The 25,848-nt window shown below is 67.9% G+C and carries 24 protein-coding genes; 17 read left to right on the top strand and 7 right to left on the bottom strand.

Annotation, left to right across the window (positions count from 1 at the left end):
• The first annotated feature begins 7 nt into the window (after positions 1-7).
• The 8 genes from HDA44_RS11505 (at position 8) to HDA44_RS11470 (ending at position 9,655) form a co-directional block, all read left to right on the top strand.
• A complete protein-coding gene (locus tag HDA44_RS11505) occupies positions 8-922 on the top strand; it encodes an ABC transporter permease (RefSeq protein WP_337905858.1) in 915 nt (304 codons plus the stop codon).
• Positions 915-1,808 carry an ABC transporter permease gene (locus tag HDA44_RS11500; RefSeq protein WP_184833647.1) on the top strand — a complete coding sequence of 298 codons (894 nt, stop codon included), beginning with the start codon at positions 915-917 and terminating at the stop codon, positions 1,806-1,808. Before HDA44_RS11505 ends, HDA44_RS11500 begins: the two co-directional genes overlap by 8 nt.
• On the top strand, positions 1,805-2,809 hold the full coding sequence (locus HDA44_RS11495; RefSeq protein WP_184833645.1) for an ABC transporter ATP-binding protein: 1,005 nt from the start codon (positions 1,805-1,807) through the stop codon (positions 2,807-2,809). The genes HDA44_RS11500 and HDA44_RS11495 overlap by 4 nt, the downstream gene beginning before the upstream one ends.
• The gene (locus HDA44_RS11490) at positions 2,809-3,804 is read left to right on the top strand and encodes an ABC transporter ATP-binding protein (protein WP_184833643.1); all 996 of its coding nucleotides are present in this window, start codon (positions 2,809-2,811) and stop codon (positions 3,802-3,804) included. The genes HDA44_RS11495 and HDA44_RS11490 overlap by 1 nt, the downstream gene beginning before the upstream one ends.
• A gap of 25 nt (positions 3,805-3,829) precedes the next feature.
• Positions 3,830-5,656 (top strand): hypothetical protein, encoded by a 1,827-nt coding sequence (locus HDA44_RS11485; protein WP_184833641.1) that lies wholly within the window; start codon positions 3,830-3,832, stop codon positions 5,654-5,656.
• Positions 5,657-5,692: 36 nt separating this feature from the next.
• Positions 5,693-6,439 (top strand): 4-hydroxy-tetrahydrodipicolinate reductase, encoded by a 747-nt coding sequence (dapB, locus tag HDA44_RS11480; RefSeq protein ID WP_184833640.1) that lies wholly within the window; start codon positions 5,693-5,695, stop codon positions 6,437-6,439.
• Positions 6,440-6,441: 2 nt separating this feature from the next.
• The gene (locus HDA44_RS11475; RefSeq protein ID WP_184833638.1) at positions 6,442-6,885 is read left to right on the top strand and encodes a hypothetical protein; all 444 of its coding nucleotides are present in this window, start codon (positions 6,442-6,444) and stop codon (positions 6,883-6,885) included.
• 160 nt (positions 6,886-7,045) lie between these two features.
• Positions 7,046-9,655 (top strand): tetratricopeptide repeat protein, encoded by a 2,610-nt coding sequence (locus HDA44_RS11470; RefSeq protein ID WP_184833636.1) that lies wholly within the window; start codon positions 7,046-7,048, stop codon positions 9,653-9,655.
• Between the two features lie 400 nt (positions 9,656-10,055).
• Here the strand turns inward: HDA44_RS11470 and HDA44_RS11465 are convergent, their stop codons facing one another.
• The 3 genes from HDA44_RS11465 to HDA44_RS38865 all read right to left on the bottom strand — a co-directional run bounded on the left by HDA44_RS11465 (position 10,056) and on the right by HDA44_RS38865 (position 12,609).
• Positions 10,056-11,765: an alpha/beta hydrolase gene (locus HDA44_RS11465; RefSeq protein ID WP_184833634.1), complete on the bottom strand. Its 1,710-nt coding sequence runs from the start codon at positions 11,763-11,765 to the stop codon at positions 10,056-10,058.
• A 118-nt stretch (positions 11,766-11,883) separates the two neighbouring features.
• The gene (locus tag HDA44_RS11460; protein ID WP_184833632.1) at positions 11,884-12,486 is read right to left on the bottom strand and encodes a GNAT family N-acetyltransferase; all 603 of its coding nucleotides are present in this window, start codon (positions 12,484-12,486) and stop codon (positions 11,884-11,886) included.
• A gap of 18 nt (positions 12,487-12,504) precedes the next feature.
• The gene (locus HDA44_RS38865) at positions 12,505-12,609 is read right to left on the bottom strand and encodes a DUF418 domain-containing protein (RefSeq protein ID WP_202887316.1); all 105 of its coding nucleotides are present in this window, start codon (positions 12,607-12,609) and stop codon (positions 12,505-12,507) included.
• A gap of 538 nt (positions 12,610-13,147) precedes the next feature.
• Between HDA44_RS38865 and paaA the strand changes: the two genes are divergently transcribed.
• From paaA to paaE, 5 genes are read left to right on the top strand one after another with little or no spacing between them, the layout of a single operon-like run.
• Complete coding sequence (gene paaA, locus HDA44_RS11450; RefSeq protein ID WP_184833628.1) at positions 13,148-14,065, top strand: 1,2-phenylacetyl-CoA epoxidase subunit PaaA; 918 nt, start codon at positions 13,148-13,150, stop codon at positions 14,063-14,065.
• On the top strand, positions 14,062-14,343 hold the full coding sequence (gene paaB / locus HDA44_RS11445) for a 1,2-phenylacetyl-CoA epoxidase subunit PaaB (protein ID WP_184833625.1): 282 nt from the start codon (positions 14,062-14,064) through the stop codon (positions 14,341-14,343). Before paaA ends, paaB begins: the two co-directional genes overlap by 4 nt.
• Positions 14,340-15,077 carry a 1,2-phenylacetyl-CoA epoxidase subunit PaaC gene (paaC, locus tag HDA44_RS11440; protein ID WP_184833624.1) on the top strand — a complete coding sequence of 246 codons (738 nt, stop codon included), beginning with the start codon at positions 14,340-14,342 and terminating at the stop codon, positions 15,075-15,077. The genes paaB and paaC overlap by 4 nt, the downstream gene beginning before the upstream one ends.
• On the top strand, positions 15,071-15,535 hold the full coding sequence (paaD, locus tag HDA44_RS11435) for a 1,2-phenylacetyl-CoA epoxidase subunit PaaD (protein WP_184833622.1): 465 nt from the start codon (positions 15,071-15,073) through the stop codon (positions 15,533-15,535). The genes paaC and paaD overlap by 7 nt, the downstream gene beginning before the upstream one ends.
• Complete coding sequence (paaE, locus tag HDA44_RS11430) at positions 15,536-16,621, top strand: 1,2-phenylacetyl-CoA epoxidase subunit PaaE (protein WP_184833620.1); 1,086 nt, start codon at positions 15,536-15,538, stop codon at positions 16,619-16,621. It begins immediately after the preceding gene.
• A gap of 460 nt (positions 16,622-17,081) precedes the next feature.
• On the opposite strand, the gene argG is transcribed toward paaE, so the two are convergent.
• On the bottom strand, positions 17,082-18,515 hold the full coding sequence (gene argG, locus HDA44_RS11425) for an argininosuccinate synthase (protein ID WP_184833618.1): 1,434 nt from the start codon (positions 18,513-18,515) through the stop codon (positions 17,082-17,084).
• 195 nt (positions 18,516-18,710) lie between these two features.
• On the opposite strand from argG, the gene HDA44_RS11420 reads away from it, so the two are divergent.
• Positions 18,711-19,508 carry a metal-dependent hydrolase gene (locus tag HDA44_RS11420; protein ID WP_238352414.1) on the top strand — a complete coding sequence of 266 codons (798 nt, stop codon included), beginning with the start codon at positions 18,711-18,713 and terminating at the stop codon, positions 19,506-19,508.
• On the opposite strand, the gene HDA44_RS11415 is transcribed toward HDA44_RS11420, so the two are convergent.
• Entirely contained in the window at positions 19,499-20,035 is a 537-nt protein-coding gene (locus HDA44_RS11415) for a hypothetical protein (RefSeq protein WP_184833616.1), read from the bottom strand. The genes HDA44_RS11420 and HDA44_RS11415 overlap by 10 nt on opposite strands.
• A 199-nt stretch (positions 20,036-20,234) precedes the next feature.
• Here HDA44_RS11415 and dapA point away from each other — a divergent pair, with 199 nt between their 5' ends.
• From dapA to HDA44_RS11400, 3 genes are read left to right on the top strand one after another with little or no spacing between them, the layout of a single operon-like run.
• Positions 20,235-21,146, top strand: a complete 912-nt coding sequence (gene dapA / locus HDA44_RS11410) for a 4-hydroxy-tetrahydrodipicolinate synthase (protein WP_184833614.1) — start codon at positions 20,235-20,237, stop codon at positions 21,144-21,146.
• Positions 21,143-22,837 (top strand): ribonuclease J, encoded by a 1,695-nt coding sequence (locus HDA44_RS11405; RefSeq protein ID WP_184833612.1) that lies wholly within the window; start codon positions 21,143-21,145, stop codon positions 22,835-22,837. The genes dapA and HDA44_RS11405 overlap by 4 nt, the downstream gene beginning before the upstream one ends.
• Before the next feature lie 20 nt (positions 22,838-22,857).
• Positions 22,858-23,889: a LacI family DNA-binding transcriptional regulator gene (locus HDA44_RS11400; protein WP_202887314.1), complete on the top strand. Its 1,032-nt coding sequence runs from the start codon at positions 22,858-22,860 to the stop codon at positions 23,887-23,889.
• On the opposite strand, the gene HDA44_RS11395 is transcribed toward HDA44_RS11400, so the two are convergent.
• Positions 23,843-24,697 carry a DMT family protein gene (locus HDA44_RS11395; protein ID WP_184833611.1) on the bottom strand — a complete coding sequence of 285 codons (855 nt, stop codon included), beginning with the start codon at positions 24,695-24,697 and terminating at the stop codon, positions 23,843-23,845. The genes HDA44_RS11400 and HDA44_RS11395 overlap by 47 nt on opposite strands.
• A 21-nt stretch (positions 24,698-24,718) precedes the next feature.
• Complete coding sequence (locus HDA44_RS11390; protein ID WP_337905855.1) at positions 24,719-25,777, bottom strand: fatty acid desaturase family protein; 1,059 nt, start codon at positions 25,775-25,777, stop codon at positions 24,719-24,721.
• Between the last annotated feature and the right edge of the window lie 71 nt (positions 25,778-25,848).

Here is a 25,848-nt window from a genome sequence, read left to right as displayed (position 1 = left end):
CCGTTTCGTGCTCCGTCGTGTTCTTGCGGCGGTTCCGATCGGGGTGATTGTCACGCTGGGGGTCTTCGCGCTGGTGTTCGCGATGCCTGGGGACCCGCTGCGGGAGCTGGCCGGTGACAAGCCGATTCCGGCCGCGGTGCTGGCGGCGAAGCGGGCTCAGTACCACCTCGACGATCCGTTCATCGTGCAGTACCTGCTGAGTATGAAGGACATCCTGACCGGTCACTTCGGTACGACGTTCGCCGGCGCCGACATTGCCGATCAGCTCCGGCTGCGGATCCCGGTGACGCTGAAGCTGGCTTCGATGGGGCTGGTCTTCCAGTGGATCGCCGGGCTGCTGTTCGGGCTGTACGCGGGCTTCCGCCGCAACGGCACGGTGGACCGGATGTTGCTGCTGGCAACGTTGGTGGTGCTCGCGGTGCCCGGCCTGGTGCTGTACTTCACCGGTCAGTACCTGCTCGGTGTCGAGCTGAAGTGGCTGCCGGTTTCGGGTATCCGCGACGGCTGGCCACTGTCGTACCTGTTGCCGGCCGTGTGTATCGGCATCACCGGATTCGCCGGCCTGGCCCGGTTGACCCGGACGTCGATTGTCGACACCGCCAACGCGGACTTCGTGAAGACCGCGCGGGCGAAAGGTCTCGGCGAACAGCGGATCCTCTGGCGGCACGTACTGCCGAACGCGCTGCTGCCGGTGGTGACGCTGATGGGGATCGACCTCGCCGGCATCTTCGGCGGTGCCGTGCTGGCGGAGAGCATCTTCAACCTGCCCGGGCTCGGTCAGTTCATGTTCCAGGCGATCAAGCTGAAGGAGGGCGGCGTGGTGGTACTGCTGTCGACGCTCGCGTTCCTGATGTTTATTGTCATCAATCTGATTGTCGACGTCGTCTACGGCGCGATCGATCCGAGGGTGCGTAATGTCTGAGACCCAGCAGGTCTTCGGGGCCGAGTCGCAGGACCTCGAGGGCCGGACCCTTTCGAACCGGGAGCTGCTCCGCGCGCTGCTGCGCAAACCGCAGTTCGACATCTGCCTGGTCCTGGTGCTGACTTTCTTCCTGATGGCGGCGGTACCGCGGCTGTTCACCTCCGCCGACCCGCGCTTCTGCGAGCTGACCAAGAGCCAGCACGGCCGCGAACCCGGGCATCCGTTCGGCTTCGACATCCAGGGCTGCGACTACTTCGCGAACGTGATCTACGGCGCGCGCCCGTCGGTCCTGGTCAGCCTGGTCGCGGGCGTCGGCGGCTTCGTGGTCGCCGGCATCCTCGGTCTGCTCGCCGGGTACTTCCCGGGCCTGGTCGACACCGTGATCTCAAGGATCGCGGACGTACTGTTCGCGCTGCCCGGCCTGATCGCGCTGATCGTGATCCTGAACTCGGTGCCGAACCGGAGCATCTGGATCATCGTCGCGATCATCATGGTCACCGGCTGGCCGCAGGGGATGCGGGTGATGCGCTCGACCGTGTTCTCGGTCCGCAACCGCGAGTACGTCCTGGCCGCCCGCTCGATCGGGGCGACGCCGGTACGGATCCTGCGCAAGCACGTGTTCCCGAACGCGATGGCGCCGCTGCTGGCGATGACGACGCTCGGCATCGGCGGCCTGATCGGTCTGGAAGCCGTCCTGACGTTCCTCGGCGTCGGCCTGCAACCGCCGTCGATCTCGTGGGGCTCCCAGTTCGGCGTCGCCACCTCGTACCGGGAAACGCCGCACCTGTTCATCTGGCCGGCGCTGTTCATCTCGACGATGACCATCTCGTTCATGATCATCGGCGACTCGATCCGCGACGCCCTGGACCCGAAGTTGATGCGATGACAGACAACCACGGCGAAATATTGCTGAAAGTCGACAATCTGACCGTCGAGTTCGACACCCCGCACGGTTCGGTACGGGCCGTGGACGGCGTGTCCTGGCAGGTACGGGCCGGCGAGACGCTGGCGATCCTGGGTGAGTCGGGGTCCGGGAAGAGCGTCTCGACCCAGGCGCTGACCGGGATCCTGGAGATGCCGCCGGGCCGGATCGTTTCGGGTACGGCCGAGTACCGCGGTACCGACCTGATCGCGATGACCACGAAGGAGCGGCGCAAGATCGTCGGCGACCGGATCACGATGGTGTTCCAGGACTCGCTGTCCGCGCTGAACCCGGTGCAGTCGGTCGGGACCCAGATCGCCGAGTGCTACCGCGTCCATCGCGGCATGTCCAAGCAGGACGCGATGCGCCGGGCCGCGGAGATGCTCGACCAGGTACGGATTCCGGCCGCGGCGAAGCGGGTCCGGGACTACCCGCACGAGTTCTCCGGCGGGATGCGGCAGCGGGTGATGCTGGCGATGGCGCTCGCGCTGGACCCGGAGGTACTGATCGCCGACGAGCCGACCACCGCGCTCGACGTGACCGTCCAGGCACAGATCCTGGAGCTGATCGCGGAGCTGCAGGCCGAGCGGCAGATGGGTGTCGTACTGATCACCCATGACCTCGGCGTGGTCTCCGATGTCGCCGACAACGTGGTGGTGATGTACGCGGGTCATGTCGTCGAACGTGCGTCCACGGCGGCGGCGCTGGATCGGCCGGTGCATCCGTACACCGAAGGTCTGCTCGGCTCGATGCCGTCGGCCGAGCTGAAGGGCCGCGAGCTGCCGACCATCCCGGGTACGCCGCCGTCGCTGCGCGCGATCCCGTCCGGCTGCGCGTTCCGGACCCGCTGCCCGATCGCGATCGACGAGTGCGCCACCGCCGTGCCGCCGTTGCTGACGGTCGCGCCGGGCCGGGACGCCGCCTGCATCCGCCGCACCACGCTCCAGGCCAAGGAGGCCGTCTGATGGCCGATGAGTTGCTGGTGGCAACGAACGTCGTGAAGCACTACGACATCAGCCCGGCGCTGAACTTCGGCGCGAAGACGCTCGTCCGCGCGGTCGACGGCGTCGATCTGACCTTGCGCAAGGGGGAGTCGCTCGGCATCGTCGGCGAGTCCGGCTGCGGCAAGTCCACGCTCGTCCGGCTGCTCGCCGCCCTGGAGCAGCCGACCGCGGGACGGATCGAGTACGGCGGCGTGGACGTCGGCAAGCTACGCGGCCGGGAGCTGAGGCGCTGGCGGCGGAACGTCCAGGTCGTGTTCCAGGACCCGTATTCAAGCCTGAACCCGCGGCTGCGGGTCGGCGAGATCGTGGCCGAGCCGTTCGAGGTGCACCCGGACGTCGGCAAGAAGATCGACATCCGGTCCCGGGTCCGGGAGCTGCTCGAACTGGTCGGTCTGCGGCCCGAGGACGAGACGAAGTTCCCGCATCAGTTCTCCGGCGGTCAGCGGCAGCGGATCGGGATCGCGCGGGCGATCGCGCTCAACCCGGACGTCCTGCTCTGCGACGAGCCGGTATCGGCGCTCGACCTGTCGGTCCAGGCCCAGGTGGTGAACCTGTTGATGCGGCTGCAGCGAGAGCTCGGTCTGAGCATCATTTTCGTCGCCCACGACCTGTCGGTGGTCCGGCACGTCTCGGACCGGGTCGCGGTGATGTACCTGGGCAAGGTGGCCGAGTTGGGCGAGCACCAGCAGGTGTATGACGGGCCCGCGCACCCGTACACGCAGGCACTGCTGTCCGCGGAGCCCGGCCTGGCCCGCCAGGGGCGGCAGCGGATCGTACTGGCCGGTGACCCGCCGTCGCCGGTGATGCCGCCGGGTGGCTGCCGTTTCCACACCCGCTGCCTGCGTGCTGAACAGAAGTGCCACACCGACGTACCGGAGCTCCGGGAGATCAGCTCCGGCCAGACCGTCTCGTGCCACTTCGCCGAGGACGCCCAAGCCGCCTACTCAGCCACCTGAGACACCGACCGCTAGTGTGGCGGCCGTGAGCACGCAGCGGGTCGTACTGCCAGACCGGCGTTCTGTGCTGCTCATAGGCGTACTGGTGGTTGCGGCCGGTTTAGCGGCGTGGTGGATCGTCGCGGCGGCCCTGTCAGCCAACAGGGGCTTCGACATCACCGACGAGGGGTACTACCTGCTCTCGTACCGGTGGTGGGACAGCAATCCGCTCGCACTGACCGGTGTGCAGTACTTGTACGGGCCGCTGTTCGAGTGGTTCGGCTACGACATCGTGAAGCTCCGGCTGTTCCGGCTGGTGACCGTGGTCGTCGTACACCTGCTCTTCGGGTACAGCTTCATGCGCTGGCTGCGCGGACGGCGCCCGGGGATGCCACGGTCGATCCTGTTCGAGCTGGCGGGTACGGCGCTGATCCTGGCGGCCGGTGGGATGTGTTTCGCGTGGTTGCCGTTGTCACCCGGGTACAACGACGTGATCCTGCTCGGCGCGCTGACACTGGTGTCGTGCGTGCTGTGGATGGCGACAGCGGTCGACCGCGACCGGCAGGTGCCGTTCTGGGTACCGGTGGTGGCCGGCCTGGTCATCGGCGTGATGGTGCTGGCCAAGTGGACCTCAGTCGTGGTGATCGGCCTGATCGTGGTCGCGGCAGTGGTTGTACTAGCGGCCCGGGGTTGGCGCTCAGTTGCCCGCGGCATCCTGTTGGCCCTCGGCGGTCTGGCGGTGACGGCGCTGGTCGTGCAGCTGTTCGTAGTACGGCTGAACGTGGCGATACCTGGGATCGTCACGGTCAACAAGTTCATCGCCGGTACCTCGTACACACCGACCGACTTGCTACAGATCTACTGGTCGAGCGGGATCAAGCTACTCGGCCAAACACTGCAAGCACACGGACTGCTCCTGCTGGCGACCGCACTGACTACCATCGCCCGCTGGCGTTGGCTCCGCATCGTCGCTGCCGTCCTCGCCGTGGGCGGACTGATCGTGTCCGTACGGCACGTGCTTGTCGACGACGGGGCACTGGGCGGGTCGCAGCACACCGCCGCGTACGCACAGACGCTGCTGGCCGCCGTACTGGTGGCTGTGGTTGCTGCTGCTGGTGCACTGATCACCCATCGCGTTGGCGTCACCGAGTGCTCGCGGTTGAGCCGGGAGAACAGCAGGACCTGGGTGATCCTCGCCCTGCTCGTTCTGTTGCCCTTTGCGCAGGCATTCGGCACGAACACCCCGCTGTACACGATCGGCTTCAACGCGTTCGCCGCCTGGACCGCGGTGATGATCGCGGTGCTCACCGGCATCTGGGCCACTCCAGTAGCCGCCCGGGCGACGGTTGGTCTCGCTCTGGTCGGCACGTTGGTCGCTACCACGTTCATCGCGTACACGGGTCTGATCGACTACCCGTACCGCTCGGTCGGTCGCTCACAGCTCACGTATGCCGCGACGCTGCCCGCCCTGCATGGCATGTACGTGTCGGAACCCATGGAGCAGAACTTCACCAAGCTGGCTGGTGAACTGCGCCCGTACACCGAGCCGGGCGGACGCCCGATGCTGGCGTTCGACAAGATGGCCGGACTGGTGCTGATCCTCGACGGCCGGCCGCTCGGGGAGGCCTGGATCGCGCCGAAGGAACGCGACCGGACCGCTGCCGGGATCGAGGAGGCCTGCCGGCAGAACCCGTCGCCGCGGCCGCCGGTGCTCATCCTGAACCGGCTGATCAGCGCGGAGGACATCGTCGCGCTGCGCTTCTGCGGGCTGATCTTCGACACCGAGTACGTGCTGCTCGCTCCGCCGCCGCAGACGATCGGGCTGCAGGTGTGGGTACCGAAGGCCGAGCATCCCGCCGTCCCGGCCGGATGAGATCCTTGAGGCCGTCGGACTAGAGGATGGATGCGGATGATCAAGGTCGGGGTGCTGGGGGCCAAGGGCAAGATGGGGGCTCAGACGTGCCTCGCGGTCGAGGAGGCCGCTGACACCGAGCTGGTCGCGCGGCTCGACCAGGGCGACGAGCTGGACGAGCTGACCCGCGCGGGCGCCGAGGTCGTGGTCGACTTCACCCGGCCCGAGGTCGTGATGGACAACCTCGCCTGGTGCATCCAGCACGGCATCCACGCCGTCGTCGGGACCACCGGCTTCGACGACGAGCGGCTGGCCACGTTGCGTACGCGGCTCGACGCGCAGCCGGGCACCGGCATCCTGATCGCGCCGAACTTCTCCATCGGTGCGGTGCTGATGATGCAGTTCGCCGCGCAGGCCGCGCGGTACTACGAGTCGGTCGAGATCATCGAGCTGCACCACCCGGACAAGGTGGACGCGCCTTCCGGTACGGCCCGGCGGACGGCGGAGCTGGTCGCGGCCGCCCGGCGCGAGGCCGATGCCCGGCCGATCCCGGACGCGACGACCACCGCGCTGGAGGGGGCTCGGGGCGCGGACGTGGACGGCATCCGCGTACACGGTGTCCGGCTGCGTGGACTGGTCGCGCACCAGGAGGTGCTGTTCGGCGACGAGGGCGAGACGCTGACCATTCGGCACGACTCGATGAACCGGACGTCGTTCATGGCGGGCGTCCTCCTCGGCGTGCGCAGCATCGGCACCGCGCCTGGCCTGACCGTCGGCCTGGAGCACTTCATGGACCTGTCCTGACGATGACGGCGAAGCGGACCGCGATTCTGCTGGCGGTGGTGTTCGTCGCGTACGCCGGACTGCTCGGCTGGCGTGGCGTGCTCCTGATCGGCACCGGCGACCCGGTGGCGATCGTGCTCGGAATCGCGGTCCTGGTCATCCCGCTCCTGGGTGCGTACCTGGTCTGGCGGGAACTGCAGTTCGGCCGGCAGACCGAGGTGCTTGCGCGGGAGCTGGAGGCGTCCGGCGGGCTTCCGGTCGACGATCTGCCGCGCCGGCCGTCCGGGCGGATCGACCGGGCCGCGGCCGACGAGGCCTTCAGGCGGTACCGGGCGGAGGCGGAGGCGGCCCCGGACGACTGGCGGGTCTGGTTCCGGCTGTCGACGGCGTACGACGCGGCGGGGGACCGGAAACGGGCCCGGCAGAGCATGCGGACCGCGATCGCCCAGCACGCCCAATCCAGCTGACGTTGCCCGGCCGAAGTACCCGGTCCAGCTGAAGTTACCTTCGAGTTCGCTGGCAACAAGCCGGTGAGCCTGCCAATCCGGGCCAGAACGCGATATTTTCGACTGTGAAGGTACGTGGCAGCAGCCACGTAAAGGGTCGGAGACTGGGTGGGGCCGTCCTGTGCCATCAGACGGGTCTCGCCGCGGCTCGGACGACGTGCAGGGGGCTGGATTCGGTGGCCTGCTGCGCCGGCACCGGCGAGAGGCCGGGCTGTCGCAGGAAGCGCTGGCGGAGCTCGCCGGTCTGAGCGTCGACGCGATCGCGGCGTTGGAGCGGGGGCGCCGAAGGGCGCCACGGGCGCACACGCTGCGCCTGCTGACCGATGCGCTGCGGCTCGCCGACCAGGACCGTTCGATGCTGACGGCGGCCGCCCGCCGGGAGTCCGACCCGTCGCGCCCGCCGATGCGCCGGCCACCGGCACCCCCCAATGAACTGATCGGGCGGACCACCGAGCTGACCGCCACCAGTCGTCTGCTTGGTCAGCGAATCACCCGGCTGCTCACTGTCACCGGGCCAGGCGGCGTTGGCAAGACCAGACTGACGATGGCACTGGCCACCAAGCTGGCGGACGGATTCCACGACGGGGTCTGCTGGGTGCCGCTCGCCGCACTGGCCGATCCGTCAACGGTCGTGCCGGCTGTCGCCACTGCGATCGGGCTGCATCCGCTGGAGAGCACGCGGGTCGTCGAGGAGATCGCCGAGCAGATCGGCCGCGGCTCGATGCTGCTGGTGTTCGACAACTGCTCGCACCTCGTCGGCGCGGTCGGTCAGCTCTGCGCCGCCCTGCTGGAGTCCTGCCCGAACCTGTCCATCCTGGCGTCCAGCCGGGAGCTACTACGCCTCCCCGGCGAGAGCGTGTACGTAGTACCCGCCTTGGCGCTCCCGCACGACCCGGATCAACTGGCGTCATCCGCTGCCGTGCAACTGTTCGTAGAGCGTGCGACTGCTCGCGGTTACGACCCGACCGGTGAGCTGGACCAGGTTGCCCGAGTCGTACGCCGGCTGGAGGGTATGCCACTCGCGATCGAGCTGGCGGCGGCGCGTACGAACGTGATGACGATCGACGAGCTGGCGGTTGAGCTGGAGTCGTCGTTCGGCATCCTGGCCGGCGGCTCGCGGACCGCGTCACCACGGCAACAGTCCATGTACGGAGCGATCGAGTGGAGCCACGCGCTGCTGACACCGACCGAGCGGGAGGTGTTCGCGCAGCTGTCGGTGTTCGTCGGTGGGTGGACGTTGAACGCGGCCGCGACGGTCATGTCGGGGCAGCAGTCACCCGGTCCAGCGGAACGGTCCGAAGCACTGGACCTGACTGGTCGGCTGGCGGACAAGTCGCTGATCCGGGTGATCCGCCGAGGCGGTGTCGCTCGGTACTACATGCTTGCCGTGATCCGGGAGTTCGCCGGTGACCGACTGGCTGCCGAAGGGCATGCGGACGAGGCGGCGGCGCGACACGCCCAGTTCTACCTCAGTCTCGCCGAAGAGGCTGACAAGCATCTGCGCGGGCCGGAGCAGGGGCAGTGGCTCGACCGGCTGGAGAGCGAGCTGGACAACCTGCGAGCCGCTATAGCTTGGACACTGCGGACCAACTCGGTCGGTGAGGCACTGCGGCTAGCCGGTGGGCTCTGGCTGTTCTGTAGCCTGCGCGGCCACTACGCGGAGGGCAGTCAGTGGCTGGAGCGTGCACTGACACTGGCAGCTACGACACAGCCGAGTGAGCTCGCCGGTGCGTGCGCCAAGGCAAACCTCGGTGCCGGCACGTTGGCGTTCCTCCAGTGCGATTATGACGCCGCTACCGTCCGCTTGGAGACCGCGCTGGGCCAGTACAAGGAGCTGGGCGACAAGGCTGGTACGGCGCTGGTGCTGCAACGGCTTGGGGGAGTGGCCCGCGAACGCGGCGACTACGGCGCCGCGGAGGACCTGCACTGCGAGAGCTACGACCTGTACGAGAGCCTTGGTGACCGGGCCGGGATGGCGTGGGCGCACAACCACTTGGGGTTTGTGGCGTGGTTGCGTGGGGACGTCGAGATCGGGGCGCGGCGGTGCCGTCGGGCGCGGGACAGTTTCCGGGTCGTCGGCGATGGTGAAGGACTGGCCTGGTCGCTGATCAGCCTGGGGACCATCGCGCAGTACGACGGTGAGCTCGTCGAAGCCGAGGATCTGTTGCAGGAGAGTTTGGCGCTGTCGCAGCGGCTCGGGTACCGCGAAGGTGTCGCCTGGTCGTTGAACCAGCTGGGGATCATCGAGCGACGGCGTGGATCGACCGAGCGCGCCGTGCACTTGCTGGACGAGAGTCTGGCCGAGCATCGCGATCTGGGTGATCGGTGGCGGTCGGCCAGTGTGCTGGAGGAGCTGGCGGCTGTCGCGCAGTTGCGGGGGCGCAGTGAGTACGCCGCGTTTCTGCTCGGTGCCGCGGATGAGGTGCGCGAGGTGATCCGGGCACCGGTGCCGGAGATCGAGAAGGCCGATCATCGGGCCACCCGAACCGCGGTCGAAGCAGCCTTGGACCGGCGGGCCTTCCGGGCCGCGTGGTCCGCCGGCAGAGCCGCCCCACTGGCCGCCGTCGCCGACGGCTATCCACCCCGCGGCACCCCAACCATTGGCCGAACCCACGACCCGCTTCAGAACGAACCAGTCCGGCACGACCCGCTCGGCCGGGCTCCGCTGCCGCACGATCCACTCGGCCGCGACCCGTCGCCGCATGATCCGTTTGGGCGGGATCCGCTCTGATGGCAACCGCTTCGCGTGGTGCCTCGCGAGGCACCATGACCTGGGGGATCGACGGTGCCCCGCGAGGGATCTGGTGGCGCGGGTGACGACACGCGTGACCCGACCGGCTGTGCCCTCTGTCTGACCCCCCAGGCAGTCCCCCACCTCACAGCCGGCCGTAGTCACGCCCTGCGCTGGTCACCCTCGTCGAGCCCTCCCGGTCGACGCCCGGCTCCTCCCGCGCTGACTCAAGGTTGCCGTGATCACGCTCCGTCGCACAGGGACGCAACCCTGACATTCCCCTGACAACTCGATCCTGACAACGAAAGCACCGGCGCCGGCCCGGCCGGATTTCGCCGACCGTGACCGGAAAACACCAGTGCGTGTACCGAACAATTAACCTGCGCGGGCCCGCGTTGGCTCAATGCAGATAACCGGAAATTGCTTTTGTGAATCCGGCGATCCGCCGTAAAGGAGCACCCTTCGCGTACCCGGACGGGTCGTCCAGTCCCGGCGCGACCTTGTGTGGTGCCGGGATGCCCTGCCCGGCGCAACTGACGTCCGTCGCCGGTGCCTTGCCGGTGGTGAGGAAGGCATTCACGATCTGGTCGGCGCACTTGTTCACCCCGCCGTACACGCCGTGGTCACCTTCGCCGGTGACGGTCACCAGCCGCGACCCGGCGTACCGGCCGTGGGCCGACGCGGCGAGGGCGTAGTTGGTCGCCGGATCGTGTACGGACTGCACCATCAGCGTTGTGGGCAAGCCGTTTCCAGTCGGCGTCGGCATGGTCAGGTTCGGCCGGTCCCAGTAGAAGCACGGGTTCTCGGTCATCGTCCAGCCGACCAGCGGGAAGTGCGGTCCGAGCCGCGCGGCGAGCTGCTCGCCGTACTCGCGGCCCTGCGGCCAGGGGGTGTCGTTGCAGGTGATCGCGGTGAAGGTCGCGTTCTCGGAGTCGTCTTCCGCGCCGAGCAGGCGCATCCCGATCGGCGTCCGGTTCGCCCGCTGCACGAGCTGCCGCTGCCGGGCCACCGGCAACGCGTCGACATGCCGTTGTGCCGCCCGCGGTCCGCCTTTTGCCTGCGCCGCGGAAAGGTCCCGAAGAAATGCCAGGTCCGCGGCCAGGGATTGGAAATCGAGTTTCGAGTACATATCGCCGGCGACCATCTGGTCGAGGGTGTTCTGGTCGTACGTGATCTTCACCGAGGCTTCCATGAACTCCTCGACCGCCGGCTGCTCCTTGAGCGCGCGCCGTAACCGTTCGTAGGTGCGGATGACCGCGCCCGGTGACGTACCGAGGTGCAGCTGGTCGTCGTACTTGGCCGCCCAGGGCGCGAAGTCCTCGCGGAACCGGCGCTCGAACGCCTGCGGCTGGCTGACGAACGTGTCCAGCCAGGTCTTGGTGAAGTCCGTGTTCGAGTCGAGTACGAACCGGCCGACGTGCCGCGGGAAGTACGTCTGGTAGTACGCGCCGAGCCAGGTACCAGCGGAGTACCCGAGGTAGTCCATCTTGTCGAAGCCGAGCAGCTGCCGGATCAGGTCCATGTCCTGCACGGTCTGCGCGGTGGTGACGTACGGGAGCAGGCCGTGCGACTGCTGCTTGCAGTACGCCTGCGTCATCGCGGACGCCTCGGCGATCAGATCGCGGTTCGCCGGGTCGCGGTCGCGGGCGTCCATCGAGTACCCGGGACTGCCGTCGCAGCTGACGTCGGTGCTGCTCCCGGTGCCGCGTGGGTCGAAGCCGACGGTGAGGAAGTCCTTCGCGAGTGCCGCCTGACTGGCCAGGTACGGCGCCATCCCGAGCCCGGCGCCGCCCGGACCACCCGGGTTGCCGAACACGACCCGGGTCGGCTTGCCCTTCGCCGGCGCGACCTTGCTGACCGCGATCTGCAGGTCGTTGCCCGCGTACTGGTTCGCCCAGTCCCGCGGGACGGTCACCTTCGCGCAGTACGTCCGCAGCTCGGGATCACCGCACGGAATCCACGTCGGTCTCTGCTTGAGGTACTTGGTGGCGACCGGATGCGGGCGGTCGACGGCGGACGACTGCATCGACGCGCTCGCGCCGGACCCGGGAACGACGAGCACGGCAGCGGCGGAGATCCCTAGGCCGACGGCCAGGGTGAGGTACTTCATGCAGACTCCAGCGGATGGCATTGCGTGATCGGACCGTGACAATGTGTCATGCGCGGTTCGACCGGTCGAACACCACCCCCGGCTTGTCCCGGATCGACTGCCTGCTAGTGCGAGAGGCTCAGGCCGGGCCGGGGTCGGTGTGCAGCCGGATCTGCTTGATCCGGACCGACTCGTCGCCGTACAGGTCGAGCTCGCGGTGCGCGCCGTCCGGCGCCCAGCCGGCCTCGGTGTAGAAGGCCCGGAGCACGTCGTCGGTCGAGTTGACCCAGACCGTCACCCGGGCGAAACCGTCGGCGCGGATGGTGTCGACGACGGCGTTCAGCAGCCGGGAGCCGTGGCCGGCCCGGGTCGCCTCGGGCAGCACCGCCAGCTCGGCGATCAGGGCGTCCCGCTGCGCGTCGGCGTCCGGGTCGTCCGACGGCGTGATCGCCGCGAAGCCGACCAGCGTCCGGCCGGCCAGCGCGACCATCACCCGGTTCCGGGCCTCGCCCGGCGCGATCAGCGCGGCCCGCCACTGCGCGGCGAACTGCGCAGAGTTCAGGTCGGCAAGGACATCGGTGGGCAGCAGACCGGCGTACGCCGTGCGCCAGGCCGTCACCTGGATCTCGCCGATCTCGTTCGCCTCCGCCGGGAGCGCGAGCCGTACGCTGGTCTCGGCCACCGGGCTCTCGCCGGACAGCTCGGAGAGGTTGGCGGGTTCCGGTACGCCGAAGTCACTCATGAAAGTCATCCTCCCAAGTCAGTACACGAGCCGGCGCAGCAGGGTCTCGGCCGGACCACGGTACGAACGCTTGCTCATCGCGTACGCGCCGAGCACCGAGATGATCCAGACACCGATCGCCACCAGAGCAGCTGTGTACGCGGTGCTGCCGATGCGCAGGTCCAGCGTGAACGGTGCCGAGTCCGATGCCGGCGGTCCAGGACAGTACTTGCTTGTGGGCGGCCGGGTTCTCCAGGATCTGCTTGCGGGCGGCCCAGATGCCGAGCCAGACAACCATGATGAAGCCAAGCACGCCGGCGGTGTGCATCGGGTACTCGTGCAGCCGGTCGAGCAGACTCGCGCCGTACGAGGTCGCGGCCAGCGATGGGTTCGGGTCGTTGGTCAGTGCGTGCGCCGGGCCCGAGCTGGTCAGTACGGCGATGCCTGCTTGCGCGGCGGTGAACAGGCAGTGTCGCGTGAACGAGGCCGTAACCGAACGTCACCGCGAACACCGGGTACGCCCGGGCGTCGACGAAGGTGAGTTTGAGGAAGTGCTGTTACGGCAATCCTGCCGCCGCTTCGGGCTCCCCAGTGCCTCACCCCCACTCGCGGGGTGGGTCCAGCACCATCTTTGTGACACTTGTTGTTGATTCGGGCAAAAAGTGTCACATATGCTGGGCAGATGGACAGCTTCCAGGCCACCATCGCGGCGGACGGCCGGATCGAGCCGCGGGACGCGATGCCGGACGGGTACCGCAAGACCCTGATCCGGCAGATCGCCCAGCACGCGCACTCCGAGATCATCGGCATGCAGCCGGAGGGGAACTGGATCAGCCGCGCGCCGTCGCTGCGCCGGAAGGCGATCCTGATGGCCAAGGTGCAGGACGAGGCCGGCCACGGGCTGTACCTGTACGCCGCCGCGGAGACCCTCGGCGTGGACCGGGCGGACCTGCTCGACCTGTTGCACGGCGGGAAGCAGAAGTACTCCAGCATCTTCAACTACCCGACGCTGACCTGGGCCGACATCGGTGCGATCGGCTGGCTCGTCGACGGTGCCGCGATCGTCAACCAGGTGCCGTTGTGCCGCTGCTCGTACGGGCCGTACGCGCGGGCGATGGTCCGGGTCTGCAAGGAGGAGTCGTTCCATCAGCGGCAGGGGTTCGAGATCCTCTACACGCTGTGCAACGGGACCGAGGCGCAGAAGGCGATGGCACAGGACGCGCTGGACCGCTGGTGGTGGCCGTCGCTGATGATGTTCGGTCCGCCGGACTCCGCGTCCACGCACTCGGAGCAGTCGATGGCGTGGGGGATCAAGCGGCACAGCAACGACGAGCTGCGGCAGCGCTTCGTCGACATGACGGTTCCGCAGGCGGACGTGCTCGGGTTGCGCGTACCCGATGACGGGCTGGTGTACGAGTCGGGGCACTATCGCTTCACCGAGCCGGACTACACCGAGCTGTACGAAGTTGTGAAGGGTAACGGTCCGTGCAACCAGCAGCGGTTGGCGCACCGGGTGAAGGCACACGAGGACGGCGCGTGGGTTCGCGAGGCGGCCGCGGCGTACGCGGCGAAGCAATCCGTGAAGGCGGGTGCGGCATGAGCGTCGAGCCGTTGTGGGAGGTTTTCGTCCGGTCGCGGCGCGGGCTGTCGCACACGCATGTCGGCAGTCTGCACGCGCCGGACGCGACGATGGCGTTGCGGAACGCGCGCGACGTGTACACCCGTCGGCAGGAAGGCGTGTCGATCTGGGTGGTCCGGGCGACCGACATCACCGCGTCCAGCCCGGACGAGAAGGACGAGTTCTTCGACCCGGCCGGCGACAAGGTGTACCGGCATCCGACGTTCTACCAGGTCCCGGAAGGTGTCGACCACCTGTGAACCACGACCTGTTCGAGTACACGCTCCGGCTCGGTGACGATGCGCTGATCGCCGCGCAGCGTACCGGCGAGTGGATCGCCGCGGCGCCCCAGCTCGAAGAAGATGTTGCGCTTGGCAACATCGGGCTGGATCAGCTGGGGCAGGCGCGGTCGCTGCTGCAGTACGCGGGTTCGGCGGCCGGGCGTACGGAGGATGAGCTCGCGTATTTCCGGGACGAGCGTGAGTTCCGGAACCTGTTGATCTGTGAGCTGCCGAACGGTGATTTCGGGTTCGCGATGGCACGGTTGCTGTACTTCGCGACGTACCAGCATTTGTTGTACGACGAACTGCGGTCAAGTACTGACGAAACGCTGGCCGGAGTGGCGGGGAAAGCCGTCAAGGAAGTCGCTTACCACGTCGATCATGCGACGCAATGGGTTTTGCGGCTGGGTGACGGGACCGAGGAAAGTCATCGGCGGATGCAGGCCGGGCTGGATGAATTGTGGCCGTACACGGCGGAAATGTTCACGTCGGACGAGCTTGTGCGGCGATTGCCGGTTGCTGTTGATCCGGCTGGATTGCAGGATGCTTGGACCGATCGGGTGCTGGGTGTGGTCGACGAGTCCACTTGTGAGCGGCCGTCGTCCTCTTATCAACACACCGGCGGCCGTGAGGGCAGACACACGGAGCATCTGGGCTATCTCCTCGCCGAACTCCAGCACATCGCTCGTTCACATCCGGGTGCGACATGGTGACCGACGAAGCAATCCTCGAAGCCGTTGGCGAGGTCCCGGATCCGGAAATCCCGGTCCTGACCATCGCGGACCTGGGCGTACTGCGCGGCGTTCGGCATGAAGGCGACGAAGTGGTTGTCACGATCACGCCGACGTACTCGGGTTGCCCGGCGATGGACCTGATCCGGCACGAGGTCGAGCTGACGCTGCGCTCATTGCAGGTTGACGGCCGGGTCGAGACGACCCTGTCACCTGCTTGGACCACCGACTGGATGACCGATGCGGGCAAGGCGAAACTCGTCGACTACGGCATAGCGCCGCCGCGATCTTCCAAGGTCTTTCTGCAGGTGAGTATTCGGTGCCCCTTGTGCGGGTCGCCGGATACGACCGAGCTCAGTCGGTTCGGTTCTACCTCGTGTAAAGCGCTCTGGCGGTGCAATTCCTGCCGTGAACCCTTCGACCATTTCAAGGCGATCTAGATGACGACCACGGTCCCGCGCCGCCGGGCGACCTTTCATCCGCTGAAAGTCGCCGCGATCGACGAAATCACCGACGACTCGGTCGCGATCACCTTCGCCGTACCGTCCGAACTCTCGGCGGAATACGACTTCACGGCCGGTCAGCACCTGACGATACGGCGCGCCGGCGACGACGTACGCCGCAGCTATTCGATCTGTTCACCGGCCGGCTCCGGCGTCCTCCGGATCGGCGTGAAACGCATCCCCGGCGGGGAATTCTCCGCGTACGCCGCGCACGAACTGAAAGTCGGCGATGAACTCGAGGTGATGACGCCACTTGGCCGCTTCGGCACCACCCTCGACCCGGCGAACGCGAAACATTACGCGTTCGTCGCGGCGGGCAGCGGCATCACGCCCGTACTGTCCCTCGTCGCCACGGTCCTCGCGGTCGAACCTGGTAGCCGCGTCACCCTCCTGTACGGAAACCGCACGGCGGGCTCGGTGATGTTCGCGGACGAGCTCGCGGACCTGAAGGACCGGTACGCCGAACGCTTCCACCTCGTCCATGTGCTGTCCCGCGAGAGCACCGAGGTCGAGCTCTTCAGCGGGCGCATCGACACCGACCGGTTGGAGCGGATGTTCGCGACGATCCTTCCGCTGGATTCGGTCGACGAGTGGTTCCTCTGCGGTCCGTACACGATGGTCGTCGGCACGCAGAACCTGCTCCTCGGCGAAGGCGTCGCGCGGGAACACGTACACGCCGAGCTCTTCCACCTAGGCGACGAGGCACCCAAGGCGCCGGTCGAAACCCCCGCCGACGACGCGGACGCCGCCGAGGTCACCGTCATCCTAGACGGTCGCCGTTCAACCTTCCGCCTGTCCCAGCACGCCCAACCGGTGCTCGACGCGATGCTGACCGTCCGCTCCGACGCCCCCTTCGCCTGCAAAGGCGGCGTCTGCGGCACCTGCCGAGCCAAGGTTCTCGAAGGCAACGTCCAGATGGACACCAACTGGGCCCTGGAACCCGACGAACTCCACTCCGGCTACGTCCTCACCTGCCAGTCCCACCCCACCACCCCCACCCTCACCCTCGACTACGACGCCTGACCCCACCCCACCCACCAAACACCGAGCCCTGGACTCGCGGGCGCGGTTGAGCAGCAGCAGGTGCACGTACCGGCGGGGGCTGCCGGTGGAGGTTCACTCGGGCGGGTGCACGTACCGGCGGGGGCTGCTGGTGGAGGTTCAGTCGGGCGGGTGCATCTGCCGCCGGAGGTTCGGCGGAGGTTCACTCGGGCGGATGCATGTGCCGATGGAGGTTCGGCGGAGGTTCACTCGGGCGGATGCATGTGCCGATGGAGGTTCGGCGGAGGTTCACTCGGGCGGATGCATGTGCCGATGGAGGTTCGCCAGGGGAGATGCAGGTGCCGCCGGAGGTTCGGCGGCGGAGGTAGGTGTGTCGGGCTGGGTTTTCAACCAACTTCGGCCGCAGCGGCGGGGTGATGAATGAGCCTGGCCGGCCGCAGGGGAGCGGGCCGGCCAGGGGAGTGAATGGTGTGTTCTGCTGTTAGTCCGTGCCGGATTCCATGGCGGCTCGGTCCAGGAGGGCCTCTTCTTCGGGGGCTTCGCCGCGGGAGGCGATGGCTTCGGCGCCGCCCTTGGGGAGTTCGCCGATCAGGTCGGTGGAGGACGCGAGCGCGGGGTTGGACGAACCGAACATCCCCAGCCCGGCGTACTGTTCCAGCTTCGCGCGCGAGTCGGCGATGTCCAGGTTCCGCATCGTCAGCTGACCGATCCGGTCGACGGGCCCGAACGCTGAGTCCTCGATCCGTTCCATCGACAGCTTGTCGGGGTGGTAGCTGAGCGCCGGCCCGGTGGTGTCCAGGATCGAGTAGTCCTCGCCCCGCCGCAGCCGCAGCGTGACGGTACCGGTGACGGCCGTGCCGACCCACCGCTGCAGCGACTCACGGATCATCAGCGATTGTGGGTCCAGCCAACGACCTTCGTACATCAGCCGGCCGAGCTTGCGGCCTTCGGTGTGGTAGCTGGCGAGCGTGTCCTCGTTGTGGATCGCGTTCACCAACCGCTCGTACGCGGCGTGCAGCAGCGCCATCCCCGGCGCCTCGTAGATGCCCCGCGACTTCGCCTCGATGACCCGGTTCTCGATCTGGTCGGACATGCCCAGCCCGTGCCGTCCGCCGATCGCGTTCGCCTCGAGCACCAGGTCGACCGCGGAGCCGAACTCCTTGCCGTTGATCGTCACCGGCCGGCCCTGCTCGAACCCGATCGTGACGTCTTCGGTCTCGATCGCGACGCCGGCGTCCCAGTGCCGTACGCCCATGATCGGTTCGACGTTCTCGATCCCGGTGTCGAGGTGTTCGAGGGTTTTCGCCTCGTGCGTCGCGCCCCAGATGTTCGCGTCGGTGGAGTACGCCTTCTCGGTGGAGTCCCGGTACGGCAGCCCGTGCGCGACCAGCCACTCGGACATTTCCTTCCGGCCACCGAGCTCGTGCACGAACTGCGCGTCCAGCCACGGCTTGTAGATCCGCAGCTGCGGGTTCGCCAGCAGGCCGTACCGGTAGAACCGCTCGATGTCGTTGCCCTTGAACGTCGACCCGTCGCCCCAGATCTGCACGTCGTCGTCGAGCATCGCCTTGACCAGCAACGTACCCGTCACCGCGCGCCCGATCGGCGTGGTGTTGAAGTACGTCCGGCCGCCGGAGCGGATGTGGAACGCCCCGCAGGCAAGCGCCGCGAGTCCTTCCTCGACGAGCGCCGCGCGGCAGTCGACCAGGCGGGTGATCTCCGCTCCGTACGCGGTCGCACGTTCCGGCACCGAGGCGATGTCGGGCTCGTCGTACTGCCCGATGTCTGCCGTGTACGTACACGGCACCGCACCCTTGTCGCGCATCCACGCGACCGCGACCGACGTGTCGAGACCACCCGAGAAGGCAATCCCGACCCGCTCACCGACTGGCAAAGAAGTAAGCACCTTGGACACAGGAAGAGTATGCATCACTCTGCATGATTATGCAAAGCCGCCGAACCCTGCACTTCAGGGGATGACCCCGGAGGCGCAGGGTTGCCCCCTGGAAATTCGAGGGGGCAACCCGCCACCTGAGGGGGCAAGCGCCGAGGCGGTTGGGGCTGGTGGGGTTGGTGGGGTTGGATGTACCCGAAGGGAGTGAGGCTCGGGATGATGGGGCGGTCGCATGCGTTGTCGGGGTGGTGCGCCGGGCTGGCGGTGGCGCCGCTGGTCGGGCTGACGTCGGTCGCGGAGGTGGTGCCGTTCGCGGCCGCCACCGCCGGGTACGCCCTGTTGCCGGATCTGGATCATCCGGGAGCCAGCGCCTCACGCCTGCTCGGTCCGGTGACCGGCCTGATCTCGGCCGCGATCCGCGCCTTCTCGAGCGTGCTCTACAAGCTGACCAAGGGCCCCCGCGACGAGGACAGCACCGGCAAGCACCGCCACGCCACGCACACCCTGGTCGCCGCCGTCCTCCTCGGTATGCTGACCGCGAGCCTCGGCGACCGCGGCAAATGGGCGGTCCTGGCGATCGCTGTCGCGGGTCTGGTACTGGCCGCCGACGCGCTGGGCGACTGGATCGTCCTGGTCGTACTAGCCGCGGCCGGATGGTCCGTGTTCGGTGCAGCCTTACCCGGTACGGGCGCCGCCGACTCCGTACAAGCCGGACTGACCCAGATCGGCGGCTGGATCGGGGTGGCTGTCGCGCTCGGCATGTTCGTGCACTGTCTGGGTGACAGTCTGACCCGCTCCGGCTGCCCTTGGCTCTGGCCGCTCCCCATCCGCGGCGAGACCTGGTACGAGCTCCGCCTCCCGAAGCCGCTCCGCTTCAGTACTGGTCATTGGTGCGAGCGGATGGTGATCGTCCCGCTGCTGACCCTCGGCGGCGTACTGCTCCTGCCCGGCGCGCTTCAAGCAGTGCAACGTCTCTTCGACGCCACCAGCATTTGGCTGGCCGGTCAGTCCTGAAGCCGGCCACCGGTCAGGTACGAGGGGATGCCCCGCGATTCGAGTGCCGCGGCGAAGCGACGCTGATTGCGCTCACCGGGCCAGGCCTCCAAGAAGAACAGTGGCAGCGCGATCACGGCACCGATCAGTACGACCCAGAAGCTGTGCACCGAGAACGCCAGCGCCACCGACACCAGGAACACTGCCTCGCACAACGCGAACCGGGTGAACGTGGACGCGGTGAACCGTCGCCACGAATCCGCCTCGATCTCCGCCGCCGACCGGTTGGCGTACTCGAGTGGCGGCGTACGGAACCCGGCCAGCTCACAACACGCGTACGCCCCGCCGGCGACCGCGATCACGGCGATCGGCGCCCACGACGCGGGGAACGGGCCGATGCCGTCGGCGCCGAGCACGAACCACAGCACGAGGGTGATCATCGGGATCGCGCCGGCCAGCGCCGCGCAGACGATCGTCAGGCTTTGCCGAGGGGCGGGGACGGCGGCAGGTGTCGACACGCCGACGAGCGTATCGGTTCGGAAAGTCATCGGTATATCGACAAACCGCAGCCATTCGAACACGCAGAGTATTCACAGAAGTTTTTTCGGAATTTCTTCGGGGAAGCTGTAACGCCTACCGGGCCACCCCCGATAGGACGAGTGAGCCTGGTGGCTGCCCGGACCCCCGAGCGGACAGCCACCAGGCCTACCCATTTCTTCAGGGTCCAGGAGCGGTAATCTGAGGCTCATGTCCTCGCCAGAATCCACGCCCTCGTCGCCGCCGTTCGGCCGGCTGACGACCGCGATGGTCACTCCGTTCCGGCCCGACGGCTCCCTCGACCTGGATGCCGCGCAGAAGGTGGCCGGCTACCTCGTCGATCACGGCAACGACGCCCTGGTGCTGAACGGGACCACCGGCGAGTCGCCGACCACGTCGGACCAGGAGAAGGTCCGGATCATCGAGGCGGTCCGGGACGCGGTCGGCGACCGCGCCAAGCTGGTCGCCGGGGTCGGCACGAACGACACCGCGCACACCGTCGAGTGCGCCAAGCAGGCCGAGGCGGCCGGCGCCGACGGCCTGCTGGTCGTCACCCCGTACTACAACAAGCCGCCGCAGGAGGGTCTGCTGGCGCACTTCACCGCCGTCGCGGACGCCACCGGCCTGCCGAACATGCTGTACGACATCCCGGCCCGCGCCGGGGTCGAGATCAGGACCGACACGCTGATCACGCTCGCCGCGCACCCGCGGATCGTCGCGGTGAAGGACGCCAAGGGCGACCTCGCCGGGACCACCAAGGTGCTGGCGAACACCGATCTGTTCTACTACTGCGGTGCCGACGAGCTGAACCTCGCCTCGCTCGCGATCGGTGCCGTCGGCATCGCCAGTGTCGTCGCGCATGTCGCGAGCCCGGAGTACCGGCAGCTGATCGACGCCGTGGTGGCCGGCGACCTCGCCACCGCACAGGATATTGATCGACGGCTGGTGCCCGCCGTCGAGACGATCATGACCAGGACCCAGGGCGCCATCATGGTGAAGGCCGCGCTCAAGCTGGCCGGCGTCATCGAGCACGCGACCCTCCGGTTGCCGCTGGTCGAGGCGACGGCCGAGCAAGTGGACCGGCTCACCACCGACTTGAAACAGGCAGGACTGATTGCATGAGCCATCCCCATCCAGATCTCGACGCGCCCGGACCTCTCGCTCCGGGCGCTTTGCGGGTCATCCCGCTCGGCGGCCTCGGCGAGGTCGGCCGGAACATGACGGTGTTCGAGTACGACGGCAAGCTGCTGATCGTGGACTGCGGCGTACTCTTCCCGGACGAGAACCAGCCCGGCGTGGACCTGATCCTGCCGGACTTCGAACCGATCCGGGACCGCCTCGACGACATCGTCGCGGTGGTGCTGACGCACGGACACGAGGATCACATCGGCGGGTTGCCCTACCTGCTGCGTGAGCGGGGCGACATCCCGGTGGTCGGGTCGCAGCTCACGCTCGCGCTGCTCGAGGGCAAGCTGAAGGAGCACCGGCACCGGAACGTGCCGCAGCAGACCGTGGTCGAGGGCGAGAAGCTCCAGATCGGTCCGTTCGTCTGCGAGTTCGTCGCGGTGAACCACTCGATCCCGGACGCGCTCGCGGTCGCGATCAAGACCCCGGCCGGCGTCGTACTGCACACCGGTGACTTCAAGATGGACCAGTTGCCGCTGGACAACCGGATCACCGACCTGCGCGCGTTCGCCCGGCTCGGCGAGGAGGGCGTCGACCTGTTCATGGTCGACTCCACCAACTCCGAGGTGCCCGGGTTCACCACCCATGAGCGCGACATCGCGCCGGTGCTGGACCGGGTCTTCACCAAGGCGAAGAACCAGCGCATCATCGTCGCCTGCTTCGCCTCGCACGTGCACCGGGTCCAGCAGGTGATGGACGCCGCGGTGAAGCATCGCCGCAAGGTCGCGTACGTGGGTCGCTCGATGGTCCGCAACATGGGTGTGGCCCGTGACCTCGGCTTCCTGAACGTACCCGGCGACACGCTGATCGACATGCGCGAGCTGGACAACTACCCGCCGGAGCAGGTGGTGCTGGTGTCGACCGGTTCGCAGGGCGAGCCGATGTCGGCGCTGTCCCGGATCGCGGCGAACGACCACAACGTCGTACACCTGCAGCCGGGCGACACCGTCGTCCTCGCGTCGTCGCTGATCCCGGGCAACGAGAACTCGGTGTACCGGGTGATCAACGGCCTGATCCGGCACGGCGCGAACGTGATCCACAAGGGCAACGCGCTCGTCCACGTGTCCGGGCACGCCAGCGCGGGCGAGCTGCTCTACTGCTACAACATCGTCAAGCCGAAGAACGTGATGCCCGTACACGGCGAGGTGCGGCACCTGCACGCGAACGCGGACCTGGCCGTCCAGACCGGCGTACCGCGGGAGAACGTGGTGGTCGTCGAGGACGGCGTGGTTGTCGATCTGATCGACAAGAAGGCGGTCGTGGCCGGCAAGGTCGACTGCGGGTACGTGTTCGTCGACGGCTCGACCGTCGGTGACATCACCGAGACGTCGCTGAAGGACCGGCGCATCCTCGGCGACGAGGGGTTCATCTCGGTGATCGCCGTGATGGACTCGGTCACCGGCAAGCTGACCGCCGGGCCGGAGATCCAGGCGCGTGGATTCGCCGAGGACGACACCGTGTTCGACGATCTGAAGCCGAAGATCGAGGCCGAGATCGAGAAGGCGATCGGCGGCGGCGTGGACGACATGTACCAGCTGCAGCAGGTGATCCGCCGGGTGGTCGGGAAGTGGGTCAGTGACACCCACCGCCGCCGCCCGATGATCATTCCGGTTGTCGTGGAGAGCTGAGACAGGGGAGTGGGCCGGCGATGAGCATCAACGGAACGAACGGGATCGGTCAGCGCCGGCCGACGATGAAGGAGGTCGCCGCCCGGGCCGGGGTCGCGCTGAAGACCGTGTCCCGGGTGGTGAACGAGGAACCGAACGTCAGCCCCGAGCTGACCGCCAAGGTGCAGGCGGCGATCAAGGAGCTGAACTACACCCCGAACGAGAGCGCCCGGATGCTGCGCCGCGGCAAGACCGGGACGATCGCGGTGGTGATCCGCGACATCGGCGACCCGTTCTTCGCCTCCCTCGGCCGGGCGGTCGAGCTGTGGGCCCGGTCGTCCGGCTCGGTGGTGATGATCGGGCTGACCGACGAGGACCCGGAGCGGGAGAAGGACGTCTGCCTCGAGTTCGTCGCCCGCCGGCCGGACGCGCTGATCATGGCGCCGATCGGCGAGACCCAGGACTACCTGGCTCCGCATGTCGACGCCGGGATGGCGGTGGTCACGATCGACCGTCCGGCGCACGGGATCGAGGCCGATGCGGTACTCGCGGACAACGCCGGCGGGATCGATCAGGCGATCGACCATCTGGTCCGGCAAGGGCATCGGCGGATCGCGTACCTCGGTGATGACGAGCGGATCTTCACCGCCCGCGAGCGCGTGGTCGCGTACCGGGCCGCGATGGCCCGGCACCGGATCGATGTCGACGAGGACCTGGTGCACCTGTCCGAGCCGACCACGGAGGGCATCGGCATCACGCTGTCCGCGGTGCTGGACCGGGCCGAGCCGGCGACCGCGTTGCTGTCGGCAAACAACATGACCACCGCGGAGGTGCTGCGCGGTCTGGCCGGGCGCCGGGATCAGGTCGCGCTGGTGTCGTTCGACGACCTGGCGCTGGGTGATCTGCTCAGCCCGGGGCTGACGGCGGTCGCGCAGTCGGCCGACGTGATGGCGCGGACGGCGATCCAGTTGATGACCGAGCGGCTGCCGGAACCGCATCGGCCGAGCCGTACGGTCCGGGTGCCGGTCAAGTTGACGATTCGCGGTTCGGGGGAGATCCCGCCGGCGTACTGACGGCCTGTCCTGGTTCGCCGAACCGGGCCAGGACGAGCGCGGCGGCCACGGCGAGTACGAAGCCGATCGCGGCGAACGCGGCGTATCCCGGTCGCGGACGGTCGCCCAGTACGAGCAGACCGACGAGCGCGGGGAAGACGGTCTCGCCGACGACCAGCATCGCGGTGGCGGCGGTGACTCCACCACGTTGGAGCGCCGAGGCGTACGTCAGCATGGCCAGTGCGCCGCTGGCGATGGCCGTGTAGGTGGCCGGCTCGGTGATCAGCTCCGCCGGCCGCAGGCTCGGGATCGTACGCGCGGAGATGGCGACCACGCCGAAGCTGAGACCGGCGATCAGGCCAAGCAGCGGTCCGTGCAGCCGGCGGGGCACCAGGCCTACAGACAGCCGCGCTAGACCCAGTAGCGCAACGGCAACGACCAGCGCGATCCGGAAGCCGTTCCCGACGCTGGGGCTGCCCTCACTGCCGGCGGACATGCCCAGCAGGCCCAGCCCGAGACAGACGATGCCTACTGCGATCCACTCACGCTGGCCGAGCCGGACGCCCAGTGTGCGTGCTGCGACCGCGGTGACGGCCAGACTGGCTGCCAGAGCGGACTGGACCACGAACAGCGGCAGTACCTGCAGTGCAGCGACCTGTACCGCGAAACCGACGCCGTCCAGTCCCATGCCGATCACGAAGCGCGGTTTGACTACTACGTTGGCCGCGCTGGTGTCAGCGGAGCTGTCCGAGGCGGCTGACGCCTGCAAGATGGAGGCCAGTCCGTACGCGACGGCTGCTGCCAACGCGCCCGCCAGACCCCACCACATGCTGGCTACTGTAGATCAGCGCTACCCGCGGAGCTGTGCGGCCAGCGGGCACTGGAACGGGTCACGGGCGCCCAGGCCGACCTCGTTCAGATGTGTGACGACGATCCCGTACGACGTGAACAGGCCGACTTCGGTGTACTTCACGCCGTGCAGCTCGCAGTACTCGCGGACGATCGGCTGGACCCGCCGCAGTGTCGGTCGCGGCATGCTCGGGAACAGGTGATGCTCGATCTGGTAGTTGAGGCCGCCCATGGCGAAGTCGGTGAACACGCCGCCCCGGACGTTGCGTGACATCAGCACCTGGCGACGGAGGAAGTCGAGCTTCATCCCGGCCGGGACGATCGGCATGCCCTTGTGGTTCGGTGCGAACGCTGCACCGAGACAGACGCCGAACACCGCGAGCTGCACGGCCAGGAACGCACTGGCCTTTCCAGGTGGCAGTAGGAGGTACAGCGCGGCTACGTACGCGGCCAGCCGAGTCAGCACGACAGCCAGGTCCACTCGCTCCAGTGCAGTGGCCTTGCGGCGTACGAGGTGCCGGAGGCTGGACGCGTGTAGTCCCACGCCCTCCAGCGTCAGCAGTGGGAAGAACAGCCACCCCTGCCGCGCGGCGAACCACTTGCCGACCGGACCGCGTTTGGCGACTGCCTCCGGTGTGAATGCCAGTACGTCCAGTTGGACGTCCGGGTCCTTGTCGGCCTGGTTGGGCGCGGCGTGGTGGCGGTTGTGTTTCGTACGCCACCAGTTGACGCTCATACCCAGTACGCCACCAGCCAGGATGCGTGCGGTCCAGTCGTTGCACGCCTTGGAGCGGAAGATCTGCTGGTGGGCGCTGTCGTGACTCAAGAACGCGACCTGCACCAGCACGAGCGCCAGTACGAAGGCCAGGGCGAGTTGGTACCAGGAGTCGCCCAGTAGCACCACGCCGACCGCTACGGCGGCCAGTGCGCTCAGTACGACGCTGATGCGCGTGTAGTAGTACCCCTGGCGCCGCTTCAGCAGCCCCAGCTCGCGAACGGTCTGGAGGAGGTCGGTGTACAGGCTTACGTACGCTTGCGCGGGCTTCTGCGGGGCAGGCACGCCACCATCATCCCGGACCAGCGCAACCCCTGGCCTGATTTGCCGCCGAGTTAGCCCGGCCGTCACCTGGC

This window comes from Kribbella solani (assembly GCF_014205295.1).
Taxonomy (GTDB): domain Bacteria; phylum Actinomycetota; class Actinomycetes; order Propionibacteriales; family Kribbellaceae; genus Kribbella; species Kribbella solani.
This window is presented reverse-complemented; position numbering and strand designations above follow the sequence as displayed.